Origin of the sequence: Nonomuraea sp. NPDC050663 (assembly GCF_044456985.1) — a bacterium.
Lineage (GTDB): Bacteria > Actinomycetota > Actinomycetes > Streptosporangiales > Streptosporangiaceae > Nonomuraea.
In genome coordinates this window covers 1-21,090 of record NZ_JBITGL010000007.1, presented here as the reverse complement: position 1 = coordinate 21,090, position 21,090 = coordinate 1, and the positions used below count along the sequence as shown (strand labels likewise).

Genomic DNA, 21,090 nt, shown 5'->3' with positions numbered 1-21,090 from the left:
CGATGATCACCCTTTCCGTCATCGTGCCCATCCGCGACGGCGAGCGCTTCCTGCCCGACGCGCTCGCCTCGCTGGGCCGCAACATCCGCCGCGACTTCGAGTTCATCGTCGTCGACGACGGTTCCGTGGACGCCACCCGGCAGATCCTCGACGAGAGCGACCTGCCGGGCCTGTCGGTGATCAGCCACGACCGCCCGGTGGGCCTGGCCGACGCCCGCAACGCCGGGCTGAAGCTGGCCGCCGGACGCTACGTGACCTACCTCGACGGCGACGACTGGCTGGCGCCCGGCTACCTGGCCCGCCTCGTGTCCGCCATCGAGGAGCTCGACTGCGACTTCGTGCGCGTCGACCACGTGCAGGTCGAAGGGCGCAAACGGGTCGTGCACCGGGCCCCGGTCTCCCGGCGCGGGGAGAGGCTCATCCCGCGCGAGCACATCCTGCCCGCCGACGTGAAGACCATGGTCGACTACCCGTACGCGTGGGCCGGGATCTACCGCCGCTCGCTGGGCGAGCTGCTGCGCTTCCCCGGCTCGCTGCACACCGCCGAGGACCGGCCGTGGATCTGGCGGCTGCACAGGGAGGCGGGCTCCTTCGCCGCGGTCTCCCTGGCCGGGCTCTTCTACCGCAGGCAGGTCGCCGGCTCGCTCACCCAGGTGGGCGACGAGCGGCAGCTCCACTTCTTCGACGCCTTCGAGCTGGTCTTCAAGGAGGTCGAGGAGGAGTTCATGGCCAAGGCGGTGCGCAACTTCTGCGCCCTGCTCGGCCACCATCTGGAGATCTCCGACCGGCTCACGCCCGAGCTGCGCGCGCGCTTCACCGAGCGAGGCGCCGAGCTCGTCCGCCGCCTGCCGTCCGACCTGGTCGCCTCGGCCGTCGGAGGCATGTCCGTGGAACGCGAGACGGTGCTGCGCCGCCTGGTGCCGGAGCTCGCACCCAGCCCCCGCGTCCGGCGGGATCGGGAGGAACCCTGATGACCACGGTGTACTACGCCTCGACGTTGTTCGGGGCGATGACGCTGGCCGCCGCGATGGACGACGGCCGCTTCACCGGGAGCGGCGAGCGGCTCCTGATCGTGGCGAACAACTCGGCCATCCCCGAGGTCGCCACCCCACTGGACCAGACGCCCGGCTTCGCCGTCCTGCGCGAGCGCTTCGACCGGATCGTCTCCTGGAACGAGCTCATCGCCCCGCTGCACCCGGCCGACTGGAAGGCCAGGATCATCGAGGTGCCCATGCTGGAGCGGCTGCTCGCCTCCCACCTGCGGCTCGAGAACGTCGAGGAGCTGGTGCTGGAGTCCATCGCGGTGACGCCCGCCCGCACGATCGCCGGGCTGATCCGCGACTGCCCGATCACCGTCTACGCCGACGGCCTGATGAGCTACGGGCCCACCCGCGACCCGCTGCCCGCCGAGATCTTCCGCCGCATCACCCGCCTGCTCCACCTCGACCTGGTCCCGGGACTCGAGCCGCTGCTGCTGAGTGAGTACGGCGTGGCGGCCGCGACCGTCCCCGCCGAGCCGTTCCTGCGCGTCGTCGACCTGGTGGCGCAGAGCGCCCCCGACATGCTCGCCGCCGACGCGATGATCCTCGGGCAGTACCTGTCCGCGCTCGACCTGCTCACCGCCCAGGAGGAGGCCGAGCTCCACACCGACCTGCTGCGCGGACTCGTCGCCCTCGGCCACTCCACGGTCGCCTTCAAGCCGCACCCGGCGGCCGGGCGACGGCACACCCAGCTGCTGCGCCAGGCCGCCGAGGACGTCGGCGTGCGCCTGGTCGTCGCGGCGGGCGACGTGCCCGCCGAGGTCTGCTTCGCCGCCCTGCGGCCGAAACTCGTGGCGGGCTGCTTCTCCACCGGCCTGGCCACCGCGCGCGGCTTCTTCGGCATCCCGGTCGCGACCCACGGCACCGACCTGGTGCTGGAGCGGCTCAAGCCGTACGAGAACAGCAACCGCGTGCCCGCGACCATCGCCGACGCGCTGCTGCCCAGGCTCAGCCCGTCAGGCGTGCTCGCCGAACCGCCCGCCGTCGACCTGGGCGAGCTGGTGCGCGCCGTCGGTTACTGCATGCAGCCGGAGACCCTGCCGGGCCTGCGCCCCTCGGCCGCCGCGTTCGTCGAGCGGCACGGGTCGGCGCGCTACTTCAAGAAGCAGCGCCTGGAGGCCGTCGGCCTCCTGCCCGCCGCCGAGCGCCCGGGGACGCTGGCCAAGATCCGCCGCCGGCTGGCGCGCGCGTTGTAAACCCGTTGATCTCCGGCGCGTGCCGCGTCCAGGATCGGCCGTGTGAGCGAGAACGCGTGGCGGCTGCGGGCCTACCGCGGGCCGCAGGACCTGCCGGGGATCGGCGCGGTCCGCGAAGCGATGCGGGCCGTCGAGGAGCAGGCATGGTTCCCGGGACCCGACGGCCCCCAGGTCACCGAGCGGCACCTGGCGGCGTGCCTCGTCGCCGAGGCGGGCGGCGAGATCGTCGGTTACTCCTGGACCGACTGGTGGACCGAGGACGACGGCACCCGGCTCTTCCTCCTGCTGGGCTGGGTCACGCCGGAGTGGCGGCGGCGCGGGATCGGCACCGCGATCCTGCGCAGGCAGGAGGCCGACGCCGTACGGCTCGCGGAGGGCGAGGGGGTGCTCGGGGGCAACGCCGACGACACCCAGCCCGGCACGGCCGCGCTGCTGCTCGCCCACGGCTACGCGGTGGTGTTCACCCAGCTGGAGATGGCGTGCGAGCCTCGCTCCCGCCCGCTCCGGCTCCCCGACGGGCTGGAGCTGCGGCCCGTGCTCCACGGGCACCATCCGGCCATCCACGCCGCGATCGCCGAGTGTTTCCGGCGCGGCGGGCTGGGCTACATCGACCATACCTGGGACGACTACCTCGCCGAGCTGGCCGGGCCGCTGCGTGACCTCGGCCTGTGGTGCGTGGCCTGGGACGGCGACCAGGTCGCCGGGCTGGCGCTGACCGAGGTGCGCGGCGACGGCTGCGCCGACACCCTGTGGGTGGCCGTGCGCGAGCCGTGGCGGCGGCGCGGCCTGGCCACGGCGCTCATGGGCGAGACGCTGAGCCGGTTGGCGGCGCGCGGGGCGGGCAGGGCGCTGTTGTCGACCGGGCTCGACAACCCGCACGACAGCGTGGCGTTGTACGAGGGGGTCGGCTATCGGGTGGTCAGGCGCATGCCGCGCTACCGCAAGCCGATGTGAGGCCTGCTCGGGCCGCTTCGGCGCCCACCCTCGAAGACGTCCTCGAGGTCGTCCACGCCGCGAGCCGCCCCATCCGAGGGCGATTCGCCCGCCGAAGGGCGCCGGGTCAGCTCAGGGCGCGGCGCAGGCGGCGTTTGGCGCGGTAGCCGACGCGCAGCAGGCGTGGCGGCACCTCGACGCGCAGCCTGGCGCGTCTGCGGGCCGCCTCGTGGGCCGGGCCATGCAGGAGCGAGCGCGGCTGCGTGCGCGGCCCGGCGACCAGCGCCGTCATCAGCCCCACCCAGGTGCTCTCCTGCTGGAAGTAGTTCTTGTCGCACCACCCGGGCAGCGGCGTGCGGAAGTCGCCGCGCGCCAGGTCGCCGAGGTTGCCGAGCAGGCCGCTGCCCTCGAACACCAGGTTGATCATCTCGGCGCTGACGCCGAAGTCGTCGAGGACCAGCGACGGCACCCGCCAGGCGATCGCCTCCAGCGCGGCGGTGGAGCTGACGGTGACGAAGCCCGCCGCCCCGGCCAGGTGCTCGCTCATCGGGCCGGCGGCGAAGCCGAGCCTGCCCGGCTCGCCCAGCTCGCGCCAGAGCCGCTGGTAGGGGTGGCGTTCGTTGTGCGTCTGCCGCTCCCCCTCCAGAGCCCGCAGCTTGACCACCACCTCGAGCTCCGGCCGGGCGGCGGCGAGCTCGGCCAGCGCGAGCAGGATCCGCTCGCGCTCCTCGCGGGCCACGGGCACCTTGGCCTGCGTCGCGAAGACCACCTTGGAGGCGCTCCCTCCCTGCCCGCCGGCGGGTACGGCGGTGCGCAGGAACGGGAGCCTGGCCAGGCCCACCGATCCTCCCCCGCCCAGCCGCCGCCCGATCTCCTCGAACTCGGCCACCTCACGCCCGCTGTGCGCGACGAACAGGTCGCAGCCGCTGCGGAACAGCCAGGCCTTCTCGGTGGCGGGCACCGCGATGCCGGGCAGGCCGGTGACGAAGACCGCGCCCAGGCCCTTCAGCACCTCCGACACCAGGACGTCCACCACGGGCCCCGTGCACGCGACGAGCACCGCGTCGGGCCGCATGCGCTCGGCCGTACGCCGGAGCGAGCGCGCGGACAGCACCGGCGGTGCGGGACGCCCGCCGACGGCGGCGGCGATCTGCTCGGCGGAGGGCACGATGGGCGTACGGATCACGGCCAGCTCGGTGCGGCACCCGGACGGGAGGTCGTCGAGCAGGCTGGCCGCCCACTTGAGGTAGGAGTCCGAGTCGGCCACGGCCAGGATCTTCAACGAGCTGCTCCAGTGAGATGGGATCGGAGTGCGGGCGCGGCCCTGCTGGTCCACCAGTCGTCGGGCACGTCGACGCCCTCGACGGCGACGCCGCGCGGGCTGAGCAGCACGCGCAGGGAGCTGATGGCGGTCGAGGGCAGGCTCACGACCCGCTGGTCGGCGGCCAGACCGCGCAGGCTCAGCTCGGCGGGCACGCCGGGTTCGTGCATGGTGACGCCGGGGCGCTCGCGGATCACGGCCAGGTCGACGGGGTCCTCGCGACGGTGCGGGAAGTAGGCCAGCGGCTCCTGCTCGGCCAGGCCGGTGATCCAGCGCAGGTAGCGGTCGCGGTGCACGAGACCGTTGCGGACCAGGGAGGTGCCCAGGACGACGGTGCGCTCGGGCGGGCCCGGCTCGCGCAGCGGCTGCGCCCGCAACCAGGCGAAGTCATGCGGGACCAGGGCGAATCCGGCCTTGTGGACGGCTTGCGCGAGATCCTCGCCCGCGTCGAGCGCCGTGAAGACGGTGACGTTGCGGCGGTTGCGGCGGATCCGGTGGGCGACCAGGAGCCCGAGCGCGGCGCGCAGCCGTCCTGGTGTCGCCCTGGCCCGCAGCAGCGGCCTGACCTTCGGGTCGGCCAGCAGTTCGAGCAGGCGGATCGTGGCCAGGCCGTCGTCCACGACGACGGCTCGCGGGTCGCGCGACAGCAGCCAGCGCAGCTGCACCCTGCCGGAGAAGGCGTCGCCGACGACGCCGATGCCGCCCGGCATGCGCTCGCGCGGTTCGCCCAGCTCCAGCCCGTCGGGGAGGCCCAGCCTGAGCAGCTCCCTGCGGGTCGCCTTCAGCGCCCGCTGGCCGGCCCTGGGCACGATCAGCGTGGAGCCGCCGAGCAGCCCCGCGTGATGGGCCTCGACGGCGCAGATCATCTGGAGCGGCGACTCCACCCACGCCGTCTCCCGCTTGCTGTTCACCGCTGCCCGACAGTAGACCGCCCGGCTGAAGCCGCCGGTAACGCACGGTGAACAATGGACTCATGAACTCACTGCTGCTCAACACCGACGGTGTCCAGATACCCCAGCTCGGCTACGGCGTGTGGCAGGTGCCCGCCGGGGAGGCGGAGGAGGCGGTGAGCCTGGCCCTGCAGGCCGGCTACCGCAGCATCGACACCGCGAAGATCTACGGTAACGAGGAGGGCGTGGGCCGGGCCGTACGCTCGTCCGGGATCGCACGCGAGAAGCTCTTCATCACCACCAAGCTCTGGAACGACGAGCACCACCGGGCCGAGGAGGCGTTCGAGGAGAGCCTGACGCGGCTCGGCCTCGACCACCTCGACCTCTTCCTGATCCACTGGCCTGCGCCCTCCCAGGATCGCTATGTCGAGGCGTGGAAGGGTTTGGAGCGGCTTTACCGTTCCGGGAGGGTGCGCGCGATCGGCGTCTCCAACTTCACGATCCCCGCGCTGGAGCGGCTGATGAACGAGACGGAGATCGTGCCGTCGATCAACCAGATCGAGCTGCACCCGAACTTCCCGCAGCCGGAGCTGCGCGCCTTCCACGAGGCCAACGGCATCCTCACCGAGGCCTGGAGCCCCCTCGGCCAGGGGCGCGGCCTGCTCGACGATCCCGCGCTGGCCAAGCTCGGCGCCAAGCACGGGCGCACCCCCGCGCAGATCGTGCTCCGCTGGCACATCCAGCTCGGCAACGTCGTCATCCCCAAGTCGGTCACCCCGGCGCGGATCAAGGAGAACTTCGACGTCTTCGGCTTCATCCTCGACCCGGAGGACATGGCCGCCATCGGGGCGCTCAACACCGCGACGCGACTTGGTCCCGACCCGGCGCAATTCGGCTAAATTACGGGCATCCCGTGACCTGCGCGTTTACGGATTTGTAATCTCCTTGCCTGATGTATTACCTTTTGGGCACGTCCGGGCTACCCGGACGTTGCCTGACCACCTATTCGCAGGTCACAAGCCTGCGACCGCTGAATCCGCATCCTGCGGAACCGGGGACCCACTCAGTCCCACCGGGGCGAATGATCGGCCCTCCGATCTAGGACAGCTTCACGTCCGAGCCCGTCAGCTAACCCGGTAAGCGGTATGAAGCGAGGAGTCCCCCTTCCATGGCTAAGCACCGCCGAGTTCGTCCGACCAAGGTTCACTACATTTCCGCCGCCCTCACGGCCAGCGTCTTCGCCGCCGGCTTCGGCGTGGCCCCCGCCCACGCGGACAACGGAATCGACACCACCGACGTCGCCGCCCTCAAGGCGCTCTCGCCCAAGCTCGACCTCGGCACCGCCGCGGTGGCCTCCGGCGTCCGGGCCGCAGCCCCCGTCGAGGGCTCCCCGGGCAAGGCCGCCCCCTCCATGCCGTCCGTCACCAAGGTCCTGTCGCTGGCCAAGCAGCAGATCGGCGTCAGGGAGAACTCCAGCGGCGGCGGCACCAAGTTCCAGGACTGGTACTCCAAGTCCAAGCGCGCCGCCGAGACCGTCGCCCGCGACGGCGGCAACCGCACCGCCTACCTGAACGCCGCCTGGTGCGCGATGTTCGTCTCCTGGGTCGGCGAGCAGACCGGCGGCCGCACCACCATCGGCTGGGACGCCTACACCCCGACCTACGCCAACTGGTTCAAGGCCAACAAGCGCTGGGGCACCACCGCCAAGCCCGGCTCCGTCGTCTTCTTCTCCTGGAGCGGCAGCAAGAGCCTCGGCTCCATCCAGCACGTCGGCTTCGTCGAGAAGGACAACGGCGACGGCACCATCACCACCGTCGAGGGCAACACCGGCAACGGCAAGGTCGAGCAGCGGGTGCGCCCCAAGTCGCAGGTCGTCGGGTACGGTTACCCGTCCTACGGCAAGTAAGAGCCCCCTCCCCCTAGCGCGTGGTGTGAGCGCCTCCGTTGACATGCAGGGTCTGGCCGGTGATGTGGCGGGCCCCCGCGGAGGCGAGGAAGAACACCGTCCGCGCGAGATCGTCGGGAGTGCCCGGCCGCTTGTCGTGCGTCTCCTCGATCAGGAGCGCGCGCCGCTCATCGGTGAGGCCGTCGCGGAAGAACTCCGTCGCCTCGATGTAGCCGGGTGCGACCACGTTGCAGGTGATGCCACGCGGGCCCAGGGCCGCTGACTGGAAGGCGTTCCACGCCGCCAGGGCGGCCTTCGCGGCGCCGTAGGAGCCGCCGCGACGCTCGGCGGCGATCGAGCCGATGCTGATGACCGAGGCGCCGGGCCTCAGCCGGTGCTCGAAGGCGGCGGTGGTGAGGACGGCGGTCAGCACGTTCTGCGCCATGGCCGACTCCCACTGGTACCGCACCCCGGCCAGCCGCTCCCCCTCGGCGCCCCCGGTCCCGTCGCGGTCCGTGCCCGTCACCGCGGGCCGCGGCTCGGGCAGGCCACCGGCCGCGTTCACCAGCACGTCCAGCGCCCCGACGCGAGCCGCCAGCGCGGCCACCTGCGCGGGATCCGCGGCGTCACACACGACGCTCATCACCCGGCCGCCCGCTTGGCCACCCGCCGCGTCCCTCACCTCGTCGGCGCCCTCGCCCGTCGCGCCAAGGGCGGCCAGTTCTCCCACAGCCGCCTCCAAGCGGTCCGCCCGCCGGCCCGTGATGACCACGCGGGCCCCCTCCGCCACGAACCGGGCCGCCACCGCCCTCCCGATCCCCGTGCCGCCTCCGGTGACAAGCACCACACGCGTCATGACCCCTCCTGTATGTTTAGCCCTAAACGTAAGACGGCAACGTAACACACACCCGGAGGCCCACCCCCATGACCATCTCGCCGCGCCAGATCGCGCAGGCATGGGAGCGCGAGCGTCCCGGCACCCCCACCGGCTCGATCGAGATCGTCACCCCCATCCTGCGCCTGGCCAAGCTGTTCGCCGACGACCGCGCCCGGGTGCTGAGGCAGGCGGGCGTCGACTCGGCCACGCTCGACCTGCTGTCGACGCTGCGCCGTTCCGGCCCGCCGTACCGGCTGGGCACGCGCGAGCTGGCGGCCCGCACGCTCGTGACGGCGGGCGCGATCTCCCAGCGGGTGGCCCGCGCAGAGGAGCAGGGCCTGGTGGTCCGCACGCCCGGTGACGGGCGGCGCAGCGTCGAGGTCGCGCTGACGGCGCAGGGCCACGCGCTGGTGGAGAGCTCGGTTGACCAGGTGCTCGGCCGCGAGGCCGCGCTGGTGGCGGACCTGCCGCCCGCCGAGCGCGAGGCCCTGGTGACCTTGCTCGACGCGCTCACGCAGGGTGTACGGCGGCGCGTTGCGAGCTCATGAAACGCCCCGCGACGGTCGCTGGGGAGGTGGATTTTTCCGCCGCAGATGGGAGCGCTCCCAGCAACACCGCAGGTCAGGCTTCACCCCGCTAATCAGGGCGTGGTGACCCGCATGTAACAGTTACGTTGCGACACATTGACGCACATCCCCGACTTCCCCCACCCTTTGTGGGAGCGCTCCCAAGGACACCGCGAGGCTCGGGGATCGGTTCGCGGTGGCGCCATCCCATGAACCTGAAGTCCTATGAGAGGGGCTTGGAATGTCGAAGTCCACGCACCGCGGCACGCTTCTCGCTGCCGCGAGCCTGGCCACCTTCCTGACCGTCACCGCCTGCGGCAGCTCCGAAGCTCCGTCGACGAACGCCCAGTCCGGCGCCAGCCAGGGCGCCAGCGCCCCGGCCGAGCCGGTCACCATCACGCTGCAGACCTTCGGCGGTGGCAAGAACTTCGGGTACAGCGAGGCGGTCAAGGAGTGGAACGCCAAGAACCCGAACATCCAGATCAAGTACGACAACGTCGCCGAGAACTTCGAGAACGACTACCTGCCGCAGGTGCTGCAGTGGCTCGAGGCCGGCAGCGGCGCCGGTGACATCATCGGCATCGACGAGATGGCCATGGGCCTCATGGCCGCCCGCCCGCAGTACTTCGCCGACCTGGCCCAGTACGGCCTCGACGCCCGCAAGGCCGAGTTCCCCGAGTGGAAGTGGAACACCGGCGTCAACGCCGACGGCAAGCTCTTCGCGCTCGGCACCGACGTCGGCGGCCTGGCCATGTGCTACCGCAAGGACCTGTTCGAGAAGGCCGGCCTGCCCACCGACCGCGAAGAGGTCAGCAAGCTCTGGCCGGACTGGGCGAGCTTCATCAAGACCGGCCAGGACTTCAAGGCCAAGCTGCCGAAGGTCGGCTTCATCGACGGCCCCGTCACCGTCTTCAACGCCATCCTGACCCAGGAGGCGGGCAAGAACGGCGGGCTCTCCTACTTCGACAAGGAGAACAAGCTGGTCGTCGACACCAACCCGGCCGTCAAGTCGGCGTTCGACACCGTCCAGCAGATCAGCGAGGGCGGCCTGTCGGCCAAGCTCGAGGCCTGGAGCGACCCGTGGAACGCCGCCCAGAAGACCGGCGGCTTCGCCGCCATGGCGTGCCCGAGCTGGATGCGCGGTGTGATCTCCGGCAACTCCGGTGAGGAGAACTCCGGCAAGTGGGACGTCGCCACCATCCCCGGCGGCTCCGGCAACTGGGGCGGCTCCTGGCTCGCGGTGCCCTCGCAGAGCAAGCACCCGAAGGAGGCCGCCGAGGTCCTCAGCTTCCTGACCAGCAAGGAAGGCCAGCTGTTCGCCTACAAGGAGGCCGGCGGCACCCCGTCGACCCTCGCCGGGCAGCAGGACCCCGCCGTCGCCGACTCGGTCGACAAGTACTTCAGCGACGCCCCCGCCGGCAAGATCTTCGCCGCTTCCACCCAGTCGATCGCCCCGATCTTCTTCGGTGAGAAGCACAGCCAGGTCCGCGCCGCCGTCGAGAAGGTGATCAACGGCGCCGACCAGGGCGCGATCAAGTGGGGCGAGGCGTGGGAGAAGTTCGTGGCGGAGGGTCAGATGGCCGGCAACTGAGCCGGCCCTCGCCCCGGTGCCGCGGCCGCGGGCCGTACACCGGGGGCGAGGTGAGCGCGGCCCGCCCCTCGCGGCGGGCGGCGCTCACGACTCCTCGCGATCCGAGGGGCGGCCGGACCACGGCCGCCCTTCCCCCATGAGAGGCAGAACCTTCCTTGACCACCTTCCACACCACGACCGCCCCCATGACCTCCCGCCCGACGACCCCCGACCCGCTCCGGCCGCCGGCGGTGTCCCGATGACCACCACACCTGGCAGGCCACGATGAGCATCGACATCGACACCCGCCGCCCCGCCGGACACGCGGGCGGGCGCCGCAGACGGCGCCCCGGACCGCCGGTCCGTCGCTCCTTCCTGTCGCGGCTGGACATCCACGCCGCCCCCTACCTCTTCGTCTCCCCCTACTTCGTGCTGTTCGCCCTGTTCGGCCTCTTCCCCCTGGTCTTCACCGCCTGGGTGTCGCTGCACGACTGGCAGCTGGCCGGCGACAAGGACTGGGTGGGCCTGGCCAACTACGGCGAGCTGCTGGGCGACGAGAAGTTCTGGAACGCCACCTACAACACGGTCGGCATATTCTTCCTGGCCACCGTGCCCCAGCTGCTGCTGGCCCTCCTGCTGGCCAACGCTCTCAACAAGCGCCTGCGCTTCCGCCTGGCCCTGCGCCTGAGCGTCCTGGCCCCGATCGTCACCTCGGTCGTCGCGGTCGGCGTCATCTTCAGCCAGCTCTACGCGCGCGACTACGGCCTGATCAACTGGGTTCTCAGCCTGTTCGGCATGGACGACCCGATCCACTGGCAGAACGCCAAGTGGTCGTCGTGGATCGCCATCGCGACCATGGTCGACTGGCGCTGGACCGGCTACAACGCGATCATCTACCTGGCCGCGATGCAGACCATCTCGCGCGACATCTACGAGGCCGCGGCGCTCGACGGCGCCTCCTCGCGCAGGCAGTTCTGGCAGATCACCGTCCCGCTGCTCAAGCCGACGATCATCTTCACCGTCATCGTCTCCACCATCGGCGGCTTCACCCTGTACGCCGAGCCGGTGATCTTCGGTGGCGGCAGCGTCAGCGGCGGCACGACCGGCCAGTTCCAGACGGTGGCGATGTTCATCGTCAAGGAGGCCTTCCGCGACTTCGAGTACGGCTACGCCGCCGCCGCGGCGTGGGTGCTGTTCCTGCTCATCCTCATCGCCGCGCTCATCAACTACGCCATCACCCGCGGCCTGGGGAGATCCTCGCGATGACCGCCATCCAGCACAACACTCCGGGAGTCTTCAAGGCGGGCGTGCTCACCAAGGTGATGCTCGCCTTCACCGTGATCCTGTCGATCTTCCCGATCTACTGGATGATCATCATCGCCAGCAGGTCGAACGACGACGTGCACGACGTCCCGCCGCCGTTCCTGCCCGGGGGCAACCTCGGCGAGAACATCAAGGCGGTCTTCGAGGCCGAGAACGCCCACTTCCTCACCGGCATCGTCAACTCGGTGATCATCACCAGCGCGGTGACGCTCGCCGTGGTCGCCATCTCCACGCTGGCCGGGTTCGCCTTCGCCTCGCTGCACTTCCGCGGGCGCAACCTGCTGCTGCTGTCGATCGTGCTCACCATGATGGTGCCGCTGCAGCAGATGGGCATCGTCCCGCTGTACCAGATGATGGTGACGCTGGGCTGGACCAACACCCTCCAGGCCGTGATCCTGCCCTTCCTGGTCAACGGCTTCGGGGTCTTCCTGATGACCCAGTACACCCGCCAGGCCGTGCCCCGCGAGCTCGTGGAGGCGGCCAGGGTGGACGGGGCGCACACCGGTCGCATCTGGTGGAGCGTGGTCCTGCCCGCCGTACGGCCGGGCATGGCGGTGCTGTCGATCCAGACCTTCATGCTGATCTGGAACGAGTTCCTGTGGCCGAGCATCATCCTGCGCGCGGACAACCCGACCGTGCAGGTCGCCATCCGGATGCTCAACGAGAAGTACTCCACCAACTACGTGCTCGTCTTCGCGGGAACCGCGCTGTCGATCATCCCGCTCGTGCTCGTCTTCGTCTTCTTCGGCCGGCAGATCGTCAGCGGCCTGATGGACGGGGCTGTCAAGTCGTGAGCCGGAAAATCATGAGACCGAAGGAGGCTGCGTGACCACGCAGGAAACCCAAAGCCCCGCCACCCTGGCGTTCCCCACCGGGTTCGTCTGGGGCGCGGCCACGTCCGCCTACCAGATCGAGGGCGCGGTGGCCGAGGGCGGGCGCGGACGGTCCATCTGGGACACCTTCGCCGCCATCCCCGGCCGGGTGGTCAACGGCGAGCACGGCCGGGTCGCGGTGGACCACTACAACCGCTATCCGGAAGACGTCAAGCTCATGGCGGAGATGGGCCTGACCGCCTACCGCTTCTCGGTGAGCTGGCCCCGCATCCAGCCCGACGGCAGCGGCGCGGTCAACCAGCAGGGGCTCGACTTCTACAGCCGGCTCGTCGACGAGCTGCTCGGCGCCGGGATCGACCCGTGGGTGACGCTCTACCACTGGGACCTGCCGCAGGCGCTCGAGGACGCGGGCGGCTGGCCGTCCAGGGACACCGCCTACCGCTTCGCCGACTACGCGGTCGAGGTGCACGCCGCGCTGGCCGACCGGGTCAAGCACTTCAGCACCATCAACGAGCCCTGGTGCGCGGCCTTCCTCGGCTACGCCTCCGGCGAGCACGCGCCAGGCCGGCGCGAGCCCGCGCAGGCGATCAGGGCCGCCCACCACCTCAACCTGGCCCACGGCCTGTCGGTCCGCGCGATGCGGGAGCAGAACCTGGGCACCGAGATCGGCGGGTGCGTCAACCTCTACACCGTGGCCCCGGCCACCGGCAGCGAGGCCGACCTCGACGCCGCCCGCCGCATCGACGGGCTGCAGAACCGCTTCTTCCTCGACGCCCTGCTCACCGGCAGCTACCCGGCCGACGTGCTGCAGGACCTGAGCGCGGTGACCGATCTGGACTTCATCCAGGACGGCGACCTGGAGATCATCGGCGCGCCGCTCGACGTGGTGATGGTCAACTACTACAGCCCCTTCACCGTCTCCGGCACGCCCGGCGGCGCCGCCTCGGCGGCGGCGGCTCCCACCGACACCGGTTCTCCGTGGGTGGGCAGCGAGCACGTCTCCTTCGTCACCAGCGGCCTGCCGGTGACGGCCATGGGCTGGGAGATCGACGCCTCCTGCCTGACGGAGCTGCTCATGCGGGTGACGCGGACCTACCCGGCCGTCGACCTGGTGGTGTCGGAGAACGGCGCGGCCTTCGACGACGTGCTCACCGACGACGGCTCCGTCCACGACAGCGGCCGCGTGGGCTACATCGACGCGCACCTGCGCGCCTGCCACACCGCGATCGAGGCGGGCGCCCCGCTCAAGGGGTACTTCGCCTGGTCGCTCATGGACAACTTCGAGTGGGCGTGGGGGTACGGCAAACGATTCGGTCTGGTCTACGTCGACCGTGAGAGCCTGCGCAGGATTCCCAAAGACAGCGCTCTCTGGTATGCCGAGACCATCAGGTCAGGAGGGCTGCCAGGTCAGGCAGAATAAGCCCTGACACACGAAATTCTGGAATGGGGAACATGGACGGGGACCGCCGACGCTCAGCCGCGCGCCCGACGCTGGAGGCGGTCGCCGCCCTCGCCGGAGTGGGCCGTGGCACGGTCTCCCGCGTGATCAACGGCTCGCCCAAGGTCAGCGACCGGGCGCGCGACGCGGTGCTCGAGGCGATCGAGCAACTGGGCTACGTGCCCAACCGGGCGGCCAGGACCCTGGTCACCCAGCGCACCGACACCGTGGCGCTGGTGGTCTCCGAGGCGCACCAGCGGGTGTTCGACGAGCCGTTCTTCGCTCCCGCGATCCGCGGCATCGGTTCGGTGCTGTCGGAGACGGGTCTGCAGCTGATCATGGCGATGGCCCAGACGCAGAGCGAGCACGAGCGTCTCGAACACTTCCTGACCGGCCAGCGGGTCGACGGCGCGTTGTTCGTCTCGCTGCACGGCGCCGACCCGCTGCCCGAGCGGCTGGAGCAGCACGGCATCCCGACCGTGCTGGGCGGCCGCCCGGTGGGGCTCGACCCCGAGTGCTACGTCGACGTCGACAACCGCGCCGGGGCCCGTCAGGCGGTCAACTACCTCGTCAGCCAGGGCAGGCGCCACATCGCCACGATCGCCGGCTCGCTCGACATGGGGGTGGGCGTCGACCGTCTCGCGGGTTACCGCGACGCGCTGCTGGCCACCGGCCAGACGGAGATCGTCACGCACGGCGACTTCAGTGAGGAGAGCGGCATCGCCGGCATGCGCCGGCTGCTGGCCGAGCATCCGGAGGTCGACGCGGTCTTCGCCGCGTCCGACCCGATGGCGCTCGGCGTCATCAAGATCCTCAAGGAGGCGGGTCGCCGGGTCCCCGACGACGTGGCGGTGATCGGCTTCGACGACTCCCGCGCGGGCGCGCACTCCTCCCCCGCGCTGACCAGCGTGCACCAGCCGGCCGAGGCGATGGGCAGGCAGATGGCCCGGCTGCTGGTGTCGCGGATCGAGGAGACGCCGATCGACCATCCGTCGGTGATCCTCGACACCCGCCTGGTGATCAGGGAATCGGCTTGATGTGAAGCGGGGGACCGGCACGCCGGTCCCCCGCTTCATCTGTCAGGACAGGCCGCGCAGCCAGGTCAGGCGGGCGCACGGGTCGGGCGCGCCGTAGACGAGGCTGCCGGGGATGACCCCGTCGGCGCCCGCCCGTGCCATGAGCGGCACGGTGTGCTCGCGGATGCCGCCGTCGACGAAGACCTCCGCGCCGCCCTGCCCGACCGCCTCGGTGATCTTCCCGTAGACGCGTTCGTCCAGGTCCACGCCCTTGATCCCGATGAGGGTGCCCATCAGCAGCAGGCGCTTGGCGCCCGCAGTGCCGGTGACGGGCTCGTCCAGCTCTACGGCCACGCCGGGGAGGGCGCCCGCCCGGCCGATGCGGTCGAGGGTGGCGGCCAGGTCGCCGGTGCCGCGCCGGTGGACGGTGACGACGTCGGCGCCGGCCTCGATGAAGGGCTCCACCCACGCGTCGGCGTCGGCCACCATCAGGTGCGCCTCGATGGGCAGCGTGGTGCGGGTGCGCACGGCGGCGACGAAGTCGGGGCCGAACAGCAGCTGCGGGGTGAGGTGGCCGTCGGTCACGTCGATGTGGAACCCGTCGGCGTGCCCGGCGACGCGGTCGATGTCGCGCCCCACGTCCAGCGGGTCGGCCGACCACAGCGAGACGTAGCTCTTCATCGGTCCACCTCGGCGATCGGGTAGTCGTGGCGGTGTTTCTCGTAGTCCGTCCACGACAGCTTCCTGGCCTGCTCGACCAGTTCCCCTGCCACGCCGGTGCTCCCCTCCAGCAGGAGCATGCCGGCGACGTTGAGCAGGTAGCGGGTCTGGACGGCCAGGCCCTCCGCCTCGTCGACCACCCCGCGGGCGGCGGCGAGCCGTACCGCCTCTTGCAGGCCGGGCAGCGTCACCCGCACGCGCAGCCGGTTGAAGGCCTCGATGCCGCCGGCGCGCTGCCGGGACTCGCTGCCCGCCGCGGCCGAAGGGATGCGGTAGAGCGACGGGGTCTGCGGCGCGAAGCGGATGTCGGCCCCGTGGCCGGAGTAGCGCAGCCAGGTGTGGGTGTCCTCGAAGAAGCGGCAGTCCTCGGGGAAGGGTACGGCCAGCGCCAGCGAGGTGCGCACGCCCAGGGCGGAGGGGATGGTGAGGTTGTCGCGCTCGACGGCGATGGAGATCCACGAGTCGCGGCCTTCGAGCGGGCGGCGGGCGATGTCGTCCATGATGATCCGCACCCCGCTGATGACCTGGTCGTCCGGCACCGGGCGGCCCTCCTCGTCGATGACGGTGAAGCCGGAGTAGACCAGGTCGGCTCCGGGGTCGTCGTCGAGGATGCGCCGGGTGACGGCGGCCCGGTGCGGGTGGGCCAGGTCGTCGGCGTCGAGGAAGCAGACGATCTCGCAGCCGTCATGGGCGGCGGCCCTGACGCCGAGGTTGCGGCTGCGGCCGGGCCCCCGGTTGTCGGGGGCCTCGACCACGCGGATCCGTTCGCTTGCCCAGCTCCTGACCTCCCGGCGGCAGGCGGAGTCATCGTCCACGACGTAGGCGACCACGTCCTCATCGCTCTGGGCGAGCACGCTGGCGAGCGTCTCGCGCAGCTGGCTCAGGTGGCGCGGGCTGCCGTCGGACCAGAAGGGGATCACGAACGCGACGGGGCTAGGCATCGCACAGCTCCTCGTTGCGTCCGGCGAGCCGGAAGGCGAACAGGTAGCGGCGCAGCCCGGCCTTGACGGCCTCGCGCACGAAGGCCTCGGGGTCGGCGCAGATGCCGAGCCGGGCGCAGGCGGCCATGAGGGCGCCGCGGGCGGCCGTGACCTGCGCGGTGCCGTAGAAGTAGTGGCCGCTGGAGGCGACGATCTCGGCGCGGGAGTCGCCGGAGCCCGCCCACTTGCGCCACCGGTCGGAGGCCAGCACCTGCCGTTCGAGGACGGCTGCGAACTCCGCGCTGGCCAGCCCCCGCCTGCGGCAGGCGTCCTGTTCGAGCGCCGACAGCAGGATGAGCGCCTCGGTCTCCAGCCGGCCGAACTCCGGCGCGACGTTGGCCATCCCGATCCCGGCGCCCGGATGCCTGGCCAGGTCGTCCGGCGTCAGGTAGTCGGCGTTGTGCTCCTTCAGCACGACGCCGTGCCTGGCCGTCACCTCGGCCAGCTCCCGTACGGCCGGGAAGTCGACCGTGCCGGCCTGGCCGGTCGTGGTGAGGGTGCCGGTGTTGCCGACCATGAACAGCGGCGTCGGCAGCCCGCGCTGGTCGATGCGCTTGATCAGCGCGTCCATGAAGAAGCCGAAGTCGGCGGCGGTGGAGCAGCCGCCGTCGGCCTGCTCCAGGCTGACCTCGTAGGCGACCGGCGGCGCCGCGGTGGCGACCCGGTGCGCCTCGACGGCCGCCAGCACGGTGACGGCCCGCTCCAGGGCCAGCTCCAGCGGGACGCCGCCGGGATGGGCCGGGTCCTTGGCGGTGTCGATGTGCAGGTAGTCGAAGCCCGCGGCCAGGTCGGCGGCGTAGGAGTCCATCGCCGACGCCAGGGCCGCCTCCCAGCCGAGCCCGGCCTGGTAGTCGGCGTCGCGCTGCCAGGGGCCGCCGTGGTCGCGGCCGATGTAGACGGGCCCCGCGTGGCGTCGCTCGCCCATCTGGTGGCTCACGTAGGCGCGCAGCGCGGCGGGCGTCCATCCGGCCACGTAGCCGCCGCCCGCCTCCACCTGGTTCCTGCTGGGGATGAAGACCATGGGCGCGGCGTGCTCGGCGGCGCACTCCAGGGCCGCCTCCACCACCATCGGGCTCATCGGGCCCACGCCCAGGAGAGTGAACGGATCGCGGTCCCACGTGTCGAACAACCGGGTCAGGCTCATCGTGTCCTGCCTTTCAGGTGGTCGAGAACACCCCGGTGGAGGAAGGCCGGTCCCGGCCAGGCCCGCATGCCGGGAACGGGGGGAAGGTCCGGCGCCGGACCGTCCCGGAAGCTGATCACGCGCGTGCCGCCGGGTACGGCCAGCGCCATCGGCACGTCGGCGCCCCGGCCCGACACGGAGAACTGGTCGCCCCACACCTCGGCGCGCCCGGTGCCCGCCAGGTGGCAGCCGAGCACCGCCTGGACGGCGCGGCCCTTGTCGACGTGCGGCAGGACGATGTCGACCGCCAGGTCGCCGCCCGGTCTGGCCTCCACCGCCAGACCGCCGCCGTCCAGCAGCTCGCGGATCCTGTCCAGGAGGGCGTCACGCTCCCGCCTGCTGCCGAGGTCGAGGCTGAGCTGGACGCCGCGGTCGTCCACGACGACGCAGCCGGGCGGCGCCGGTGGCCGCTCGCACTCCTCCAGCTCCAGTTCCTTGACCGCCAGTTCCGCCACGTGCAGGGCGGCGCGCAGCTGGGCTCGCTGGGAGGCGGTGACGACAGAGTGGAGCGGATCGGGCAGGCGGCCGCCCGCCGGGCCGTAGCCGTACACCTCGGCGCCGTTGCAGTGCGCGACCAGCACCTCGCGGCGCAGGTGGGACGGCAGGCGGGAGACGACGCGCGCGTCGATCGCGCCGATCCCGGCTCCGCTGGCCAGCAGGAGCTTGGTCCCCGCGGCGAGCAGGGCGGCCAGCTCGTCGCGCATCTCCGCCTCGATCGGCAGGTACGGCTCGGCCAGCGTGTCGTCGACGTCGGCGATGACCAGCCGCACCTCGGGGTCCCATCTCATCGCGCCTGCTTGACGGCGGCGAAGAGGGTGTGGGTGGCCGAGCGGGTCAGCTCGTGCCGCTCGCGCAGCGTGCAGCCCGCTCCGGCGATCCACTCCTCGACCCGCTGCTCGGGGTAGACGCGCCCGTTCTGGGTGTGCCAGAGGTTGACCGAGAATCCGGCGGTGAACGCGCGTTCCGCCACCCCGGCCCGGTCGCTCGCGGTGGTCTCCAGCACCAGCAGCAGGCCGTCCTGGCGCAGCGCGCGGGCGGCCCTGGCGACGAGGCGGGCGGCGTCGTCGGCGGGGAAGCCGTGCAGGACGTTGAAGAGCAGGACCGCGTCGTGGCCGTCGTCGAGGGCGCCGGTCAGCAGGTCGGCGGCGCGGCCGGTGACACGCTCGTGGCCGCTCACCAGCCGGACGTTGTCGACGACGGTGGCGCGCAAGGCCGGGTAGGCCGTGCAGTACGCCTCGCTGTACAGCCCGTGCCCGCCGCCGAGGTCCAGCAGGGACGTGGCGTCATCGGGCAGGCCGACCAAGCCGACGACCTCCTCGGCGAGCCATCCGGCCAGGCCGCGCTGCAGGTCCTGGAAGGTGGCCCGCAGCTCGGGCCGGGCGGCGAGCCAGGTGTAGAAGCCGCCTCGCGGCCGTCCGTCGCGCACCGCCTCCGGCAGCCCGGTCCACAGTTCCTCGATCATGGTGTGCCACAACGACAGGACGTGGCCGTAGCAGGTCGGCGAGTCCCTCCTGAGCCAGGCGGCGGCGGCCGGGCTGTTGGCGTGGCGGCCGTCGTCCCAGCGCAGATAGCCGGTGGCGTGCAGCAGGTTCGCCAGTTGCTCGATCCCGGTGGGGTCGCTGCGGGTGGCCGCGGCGAGCTCCCAGGTGGTCAGCGCTCCCTTGCCCAGCGCGTCGAACAGCCCGAGCTCCCAGCCGGCGCGGACGGCGTGGGCGGCCATGAGGCCGACCAGGTCGAGCATGGGCGCCGGCGCGGGGCCGGAACGGAACGCCTCGGCCTCGTCGGCGGGCAGGTCGATGGGCATGTGCTTCCTTTCCTGGGTGCCAGGGGGGTTCAGCTCGCGGCGGCGGCGGGGACCGGGCCGGGGACGGGCGCCTCGATGCGGCGCAGCCGGGGCAGGGCGACGGTCAGGGCGGCCAGCACGCCGAGCAGCAGACCGTCCGCGGCCAGGACGAGCGCGATGCCGCGGCCCTCGCCGACGCCGATGAGCGCGCCGACGCTGCCGGCCAGCGCGCCGCCGGGGGCCATCAGCGGCGCCGCGACGAACTCGGCCAGCGGCGCGGCGACGACGTACGCGAGCGCCGCGGCGGCGGCGCCGAACGTCTGGACGGTGCCCAGCGTGCGGCCGAGCAGGGGCGGGTCGATGCGGCTCTGCAGGAGCGCGTACGCGCTCCCGTTGACGATCGGCAGGGTGAACAGGAAGGCCGCCGCGGCGACCGCGACCAGCAGGGGCCAGGGCCGTACGGCATGCGCGAGCAGGAGCAACGCGCCGAGCGCCATGAACAGCGCCACGCCGCGCAGCCTGGCCTTCGGCCCGCCCCACGCGCCCATGACCAGGCTGCCGGCGAACATCCCCGCTCCCCCGGCGAACATCAGCAGGCCGAGCACGCCGGGATCGGAGAAGCTGAGGATGAGCGGCTGCACCAGCACGCCCGCCACGGCGAACAGGAAGCCGAAGCCGGTCGTCACCGCGGCCAGCGCGCCCAGCCCCGGCCTGCTCCGCAGGTGGCGCAGGCCGGTGGCGAGGTCGGCCAGGACCGTGGGCCGTTCCGCGGTCGGCTCCGGGCGCAGGATTTTCTCGGGCAGGCCGACCAGCATCAGCGTGAGGACCGCGACGGCGAAGGTCGCCAGGTCGAGGACGAGCACGCCGGGCAGCCCGATGGCCGCCAGGAGCGTGCCGCCGAGGACCGGGGCGGCGATCTGCGTCGCCGTGGACACGTGCATCAGCCCGTTGGCCCGCGCCAGGTGCTCCTCCGGGATGAGCAGCGGGGTCATCGCCTGGTAGGCGGTGATGTGGAAGGTGCCGCAGGCGGCGCTGACGGCCGAGGCCGCGCAGACGTGCCAGACGGTGAGCGCGTCCGAGGCGGCCAGGACCGCGACGGCGGCGGTGGAGGCGGCGGCCAGGCTGTCGGTCAGCAGCATGACCCGGCGGCGGTCGAAGCGGTCGATCACCACCCCGGCGAACGGGCCGATCAGGATGCCGGGGATCATCCCGCTGAGCATGGCCGCGGCGAACTGGGTGGGCGATCCGGTGGTGGTGTAGATCCACACGCCCAGCACGAAGCCGGTGAGGCTGGATCCGACCGCCGACAGCAGCGAGGCCGTCCAGACCAGGGCGAACCTGATCGTGTGGTTGCTCATGCCGTGCTCTCTCCGGTCAGGTCGGCCGCGTAGCGGCGCAGCAGGTCGGGGCCGGGGGGGGGGGGGGCCCAGGCCCCCCCCCCCCCCCCCGGCGGGGGGGGGGGGGGGGGGGCGCCCCCCCCCCCGCACCCCCCCGGGCCCCCGCCCCCCCCCCCCCCGCCGCGGGGCCCCCCCCCCG

The 21,090-nt window shown here is 72.0% G+C and carries 20 protein-coding genes and 1 riboswitch; of the genes, 11 read left to right on the top strand and 9 right to left on the bottom strand.

Annotated elements, in window-relative coordinates:
* The first annotated feature begins 2 nt into the window (after positions 1-2).
* From ACIBH1_RS22735 to ACIBH1_RS22725, 3 genes are read left to right on the top strand one after another with little or no spacing between them, the layout of a single operon-like run.
* Positions 3-971, top strand: a complete 969-nt coding sequence (locus ACIBH1_RS22735) for a glycosyltransferase family 2 protein (protein WP_397315863.1) — start codon at positions 3-5, stop codon at positions 969-971.
* Positions 971-2,236, top strand: a complete 1,266-nt coding sequence (locus ACIBH1_RS22730; protein ID WP_397315862.1) for a polysialyltransferase family glycosyltransferase — start codon at positions 971-973, stop codon at positions 2,234-2,236. Before ACIBH1_RS22735 ends, ACIBH1_RS22730 begins: the two co-directional genes overlap by 1 nt.
* A gap of 42 nt (positions 2,237-2,278) precedes the next feature.
* On the top strand, positions 2,279-3,190 hold the full coding sequence (locus tag ACIBH1_RS22725; protein ID WP_397315860.1) for a GNAT family N-acetyltransferase: 912 nt from the start codon (positions 2,279-2,281) through the stop codon (positions 3,188-3,190).
* Positions 3,191-3,296: 106 nt separating this feature from the next.
* On the opposite strand, the gene ACIBH1_RS22720 is transcribed toward ACIBH1_RS22725, so the two are convergent.
* Together ACIBH1_RS22720 and ACIBH1_RS22715 are read right to left on the bottom strand one after the other, a co-directional pair.
* Positions 3,297-4,451, bottom strand: a complete 1,155-nt coding sequence (locus tag ACIBH1_RS22720) for a DUF6716 putative glycosyltransferase (RefSeq protein ID WP_397315859.1) — start codon at positions 4,449-4,451, stop codon at positions 3,297-3,299.
* On the bottom strand, positions 4,448-5,401 hold the full coding sequence (locus ACIBH1_RS22715; RefSeq protein ID WP_397315857.1) for a hypothetical protein: 954 nt from the start codon (positions 5,399-5,401) through the stop codon (positions 4,448-4,450). The genes ACIBH1_RS22720 and ACIBH1_RS22715 overlap by 4 nt, the downstream gene beginning before the upstream one ends.
* A gap of 62 nt (positions 5,402-5,463) precedes the next feature.
* Here ACIBH1_RS22715 and ACIBH1_RS22710 point away from each other — a divergent pair, with 62 nt between their 5' ends.
* The gene (locus ACIBH1_RS22710; RefSeq protein ID WP_397315856.1) at positions 5,464-6,279 is read left to right on the top strand and encodes an aldo/keto reductase; all 816 of its coding nucleotides are present in this window, start codon (positions 5,464-5,466) and stop codon (positions 6,277-6,279) included.
* Positions 6,280-6,398: 119 nt separating this feature from the next.
* Positions 6,399-6,538: riboswitch (cyclic di-AMP (ydaO/yuaA leader) on the top strand.
* Between the two features lie 10 nt (positions 6,539-6,548).
* Positions 6,549-7,286 (top strand): CHAP domain-containing protein, encoded by a 738-nt coding sequence (locus tag ACIBH1_RS22705; protein ID WP_397315855.1) that lies wholly within the window; start codon positions 6,549-6,551, stop codon positions 7,284-7,286.
* Positions 7,287-7,299: 13 nt separating this feature from the next.
* On the opposite strand, the gene ACIBH1_RS22700 is transcribed toward ACIBH1_RS22705, so the two are convergent.
* Positions 7,300-8,121 carry an SDR family NAD(P)-dependent oxidoreductase gene (locus tag ACIBH1_RS22700; protein WP_397315853.1) on the bottom strand — a complete coding sequence of 274 codons (822 nt, stop codon included), beginning with the start codon at positions 8,119-8,121 and terminating at the stop codon, positions 7,300-7,302.
* A gap of 68 nt (positions 8,122-8,189) precedes the next feature.
* Between ACIBH1_RS22700 and ACIBH1_RS22695 the strand changes: the two genes are divergently transcribed.
* The 6 genes from ACIBH1_RS22695 to ACIBH1_RS22670 all read left to right on the top strand — a co-directional run bounded on the left by ACIBH1_RS22695 (position 8,190) and on the right by ACIBH1_RS22670 (position 14,909).
* Positions 8,190-8,690 carry a MarR family winged helix-turn-helix transcriptional regulator gene (locus tag ACIBH1_RS22695; RefSeq protein WP_397315851.1) on the top strand — a complete coding sequence of 167 codons (501 nt, stop codon included), beginning with the start codon at positions 8,190-8,192 and terminating at the stop codon, positions 8,688-8,690.
* A gap of 259 nt (positions 8,691-8,949) precedes the next feature.
* On the top strand, positions 8,950-10,299 hold the full coding sequence (locus ACIBH1_RS22690; RefSeq protein ID WP_397315850.1) for an ABC transporter substrate-binding protein: 1,350 nt from the start codon (positions 8,950-8,952) through the stop codon (positions 10,297-10,299).
* Positions 10,300-10,563: 264 nt separating this feature from the next.
* Complete coding sequence (locus tag ACIBH1_RS22685; protein WP_397315848.1) at positions 10,564-11,544, top strand: carbohydrate ABC transporter permease; 981 nt, start codon at positions 10,564-10,566, stop codon at positions 11,542-11,544.
* Complete coding sequence (locus tag ACIBH1_RS22680) at positions 11,541-12,395, top strand: carbohydrate ABC transporter permease (RefSeq protein WP_181609389.1); 855 nt, start codon at positions 11,541-11,543, stop codon at positions 12,393-12,395. Before ACIBH1_RS22685 ends, ACIBH1_RS22680 begins: the two co-directional genes overlap by 4 nt.
* Before the next feature lie 31 nt (positions 12,396-12,426).
* Positions 12,427-13,854, top strand: a complete 1,428-nt coding sequence (locus ACIBH1_RS22675; RefSeq protein ID WP_397315846.1) for a GH1 family beta-glucosidase — start codon at positions 12,427-12,429, stop codon at positions 13,852-13,854.
* 32 nt (positions 13,855-13,886) lie between these two features.
* Positions 13,887-14,909: a LacI family DNA-binding transcriptional regulator gene (locus ACIBH1_RS22670; protein WP_397315845.1), complete on the top strand. Its 1,023-nt coding sequence runs from the start codon at positions 13,887-13,889 to the stop codon at positions 14,907-14,909.
* A gap of 42 nt (positions 14,910-14,951) precedes the next feature.
* Here ACIBH1_RS22670 and ACIBH1_RS22665 read toward each other — a convergent pair whose 3' ends face one another.
* From ACIBH1_RS22665 to ACIBH1_RS22640, 6 genes are read right to left on the bottom strand one after another with little or no spacing between them, the layout of a single operon-like run.
* Positions 14,952-15,569, bottom strand: coding sequence for a ribulose-phosphate 3-epimerase (locus ACIBH1_RS22665; protein ID WP_397315843.1), 618 nt, complete (start codon positions 15,567-15,569; stop codon positions 14,952-14,954).
* A complete protein-coding gene (locus ACIBH1_RS22660) occupies positions 15,566-16,549 on the bottom strand; it encodes a glycosyltransferase (RefSeq protein WP_397315842.1) in 984 nt (327 codons plus the stop codon). Before ACIBH1_RS22660 ends, ACIBH1_RS22665 begins: the two co-directional genes overlap by 4 nt.
* On the bottom strand, positions 16,542-17,732 hold the full coding sequence (locus ACIBH1_RS22655) for a class II D-tagatose-bisphosphate aldolase non-catalytic subunit (protein ID WP_397315841.1): 1,191 nt from the start codon (positions 17,730-17,732) through the stop codon (positions 16,542-16,544). Before ACIBH1_RS22655 ends, ACIBH1_RS22660 begins: the two co-directional genes overlap by 8 nt.
* Positions 17,729-18,559 carry a hypothetical protein gene (locus tag ACIBH1_RS22650; RefSeq protein ID WP_397315840.1) on the bottom strand — a complete coding sequence of 277 codons (831 nt, stop codon included), beginning with the start codon at positions 18,557-18,559 and terminating at the stop codon, positions 17,729-17,731. The genes ACIBH1_RS22655 and ACIBH1_RS22650 overlap by 4 nt, the downstream gene beginning before the upstream one ends.
* Complete coding sequence (locus ACIBH1_RS22645; RefSeq protein WP_397315839.1) at positions 18,556-19,575, bottom strand: methyltransferase; 1,020 nt, start codon at positions 19,573-19,575, stop codon at positions 18,556-18,558. The genes ACIBH1_RS22650 and ACIBH1_RS22645 overlap by 4 nt, the downstream gene beginning before the upstream one ends.
* A gap of 29 nt (positions 19,576-19,604) precedes the next feature.
* Positions 19,605-20,912 (bottom strand): MFS transporter, encoded by a 1,308-nt coding sequence (locus ACIBH1_RS22640; protein ID WP_397315838.1) that lies wholly within the window; start codon positions 20,910-20,912, stop codon positions 19,605-19,607.
* Positions 20,913-21,090: the final 178 nt, after the last annotated feature.

Coding starts and splice junctions, on each gene's coding strand:
- ACIBH1_RS22735 (WP_397315863.1), top strand. CDS start 3: ATGATCACCCTTTCCGTCATCGTGCCCATCCGCGACGGCGAGCGCTTC.
- ACIBH1_RS22730 (WP_397315862.1), top strand. CDS start 971: ATGACCACGGTGTACTACGCCTCGACGTTGTTCGGGGCGATGACGCTG.
- ACIBH1_RS22710 (WP_397315856.1), top strand. CDS start 5,464: ATGAACTCACTGCTGCTCAACACCGACGGTGTCCAGATACCCCAGCTC.
- ACIBH1_RS22705 (WP_397315855.1), top strand. CDS start 6,549: ATGGCTAAGCACCGCCGAGTTCGTCCGACCAAGGTTCACTACATTTCC.
- ACIBH1_RS22700 (WP_397315853.1), bottom strand. CDS start 8,121: ATGACGCGTGTGGTGCTTGTCACCGGAGGCGGCACGGGGATCGGGAGG.
- ACIBH1_RS22695 (WP_397315851.1), top strand. CDS start 8,190: ATGACCATCTCGCCGCGCCAGATCGCGCAGGCATGGGAGCGCGAGCGT.
- ACIBH1_RS22690 (WP_397315850.1), top strand. CDS start 8,950: ATGTCGAAGTCCACGCACCGCGGCACGCTTCTCGCTGCCGCGAGCCTG.
- ACIBH1_RS22685 (WP_397315848.1), top strand. CDS start 10,564: ATGAGCATCGACATCGACACCCGCCGCCCCGCCGGACACGCGGGCGGG.
- ACIBH1_RS22680 (WP_181609389.1), top strand. CDS start 11,541: ATGACCGCCATCCAGCACAACACTCCGGGAGTCTTCAAGGCGGGCGTG.
- ACIBH1_RS22670 (WP_397315845.1), top strand. CDS start 13,887: ATGGACGGGGACCGCCGACGCTCAGCCGCGCGCCCGACGCTGGAGGCG.
- ACIBH1_RS22665 (WP_397315843.1), bottom strand. CDS start 15,569: ATGAAGAGCTACGTCTCGCTGTGGTCGGCCGACCCGCTGGACGTGGGG.
- ACIBH1_RS22660 (WP_397315842.1), bottom strand. CDS start 16,549: ATGCCTAGCCCCGTCGCGTTCGTGATCCCCTTCTGGTCCGACGGCAGC.
- ACIBH1_RS22655 (WP_397315841.1), bottom strand. CDS start 17,732: ATGAGCCTGACCCGGTTGTTCGACACGTGGGACCGCGATCCGTTCACT.
- ACIBH1_RS22650 (WP_397315840.1), bottom strand. CDS start 18,559: ATGAGATGGGACCCCGAGGTGCGGCTGGTCATCGCCGACGTCGACGAC.
- ACIBH1_RS22645 (WP_397315839.1), bottom strand. CDS start 19,575: ATGCCCATCGACCTGCCCGCCGACGAGGCCGAGGCGTTCCGTTCCGGC.
- ACIBH1_RS22640 (WP_397315838.1), bottom strand. CDS start 20,912: ATGAGCAACCACACGATCAGGTTCGCCCTGGTCTGGACGGCCTCGCTG.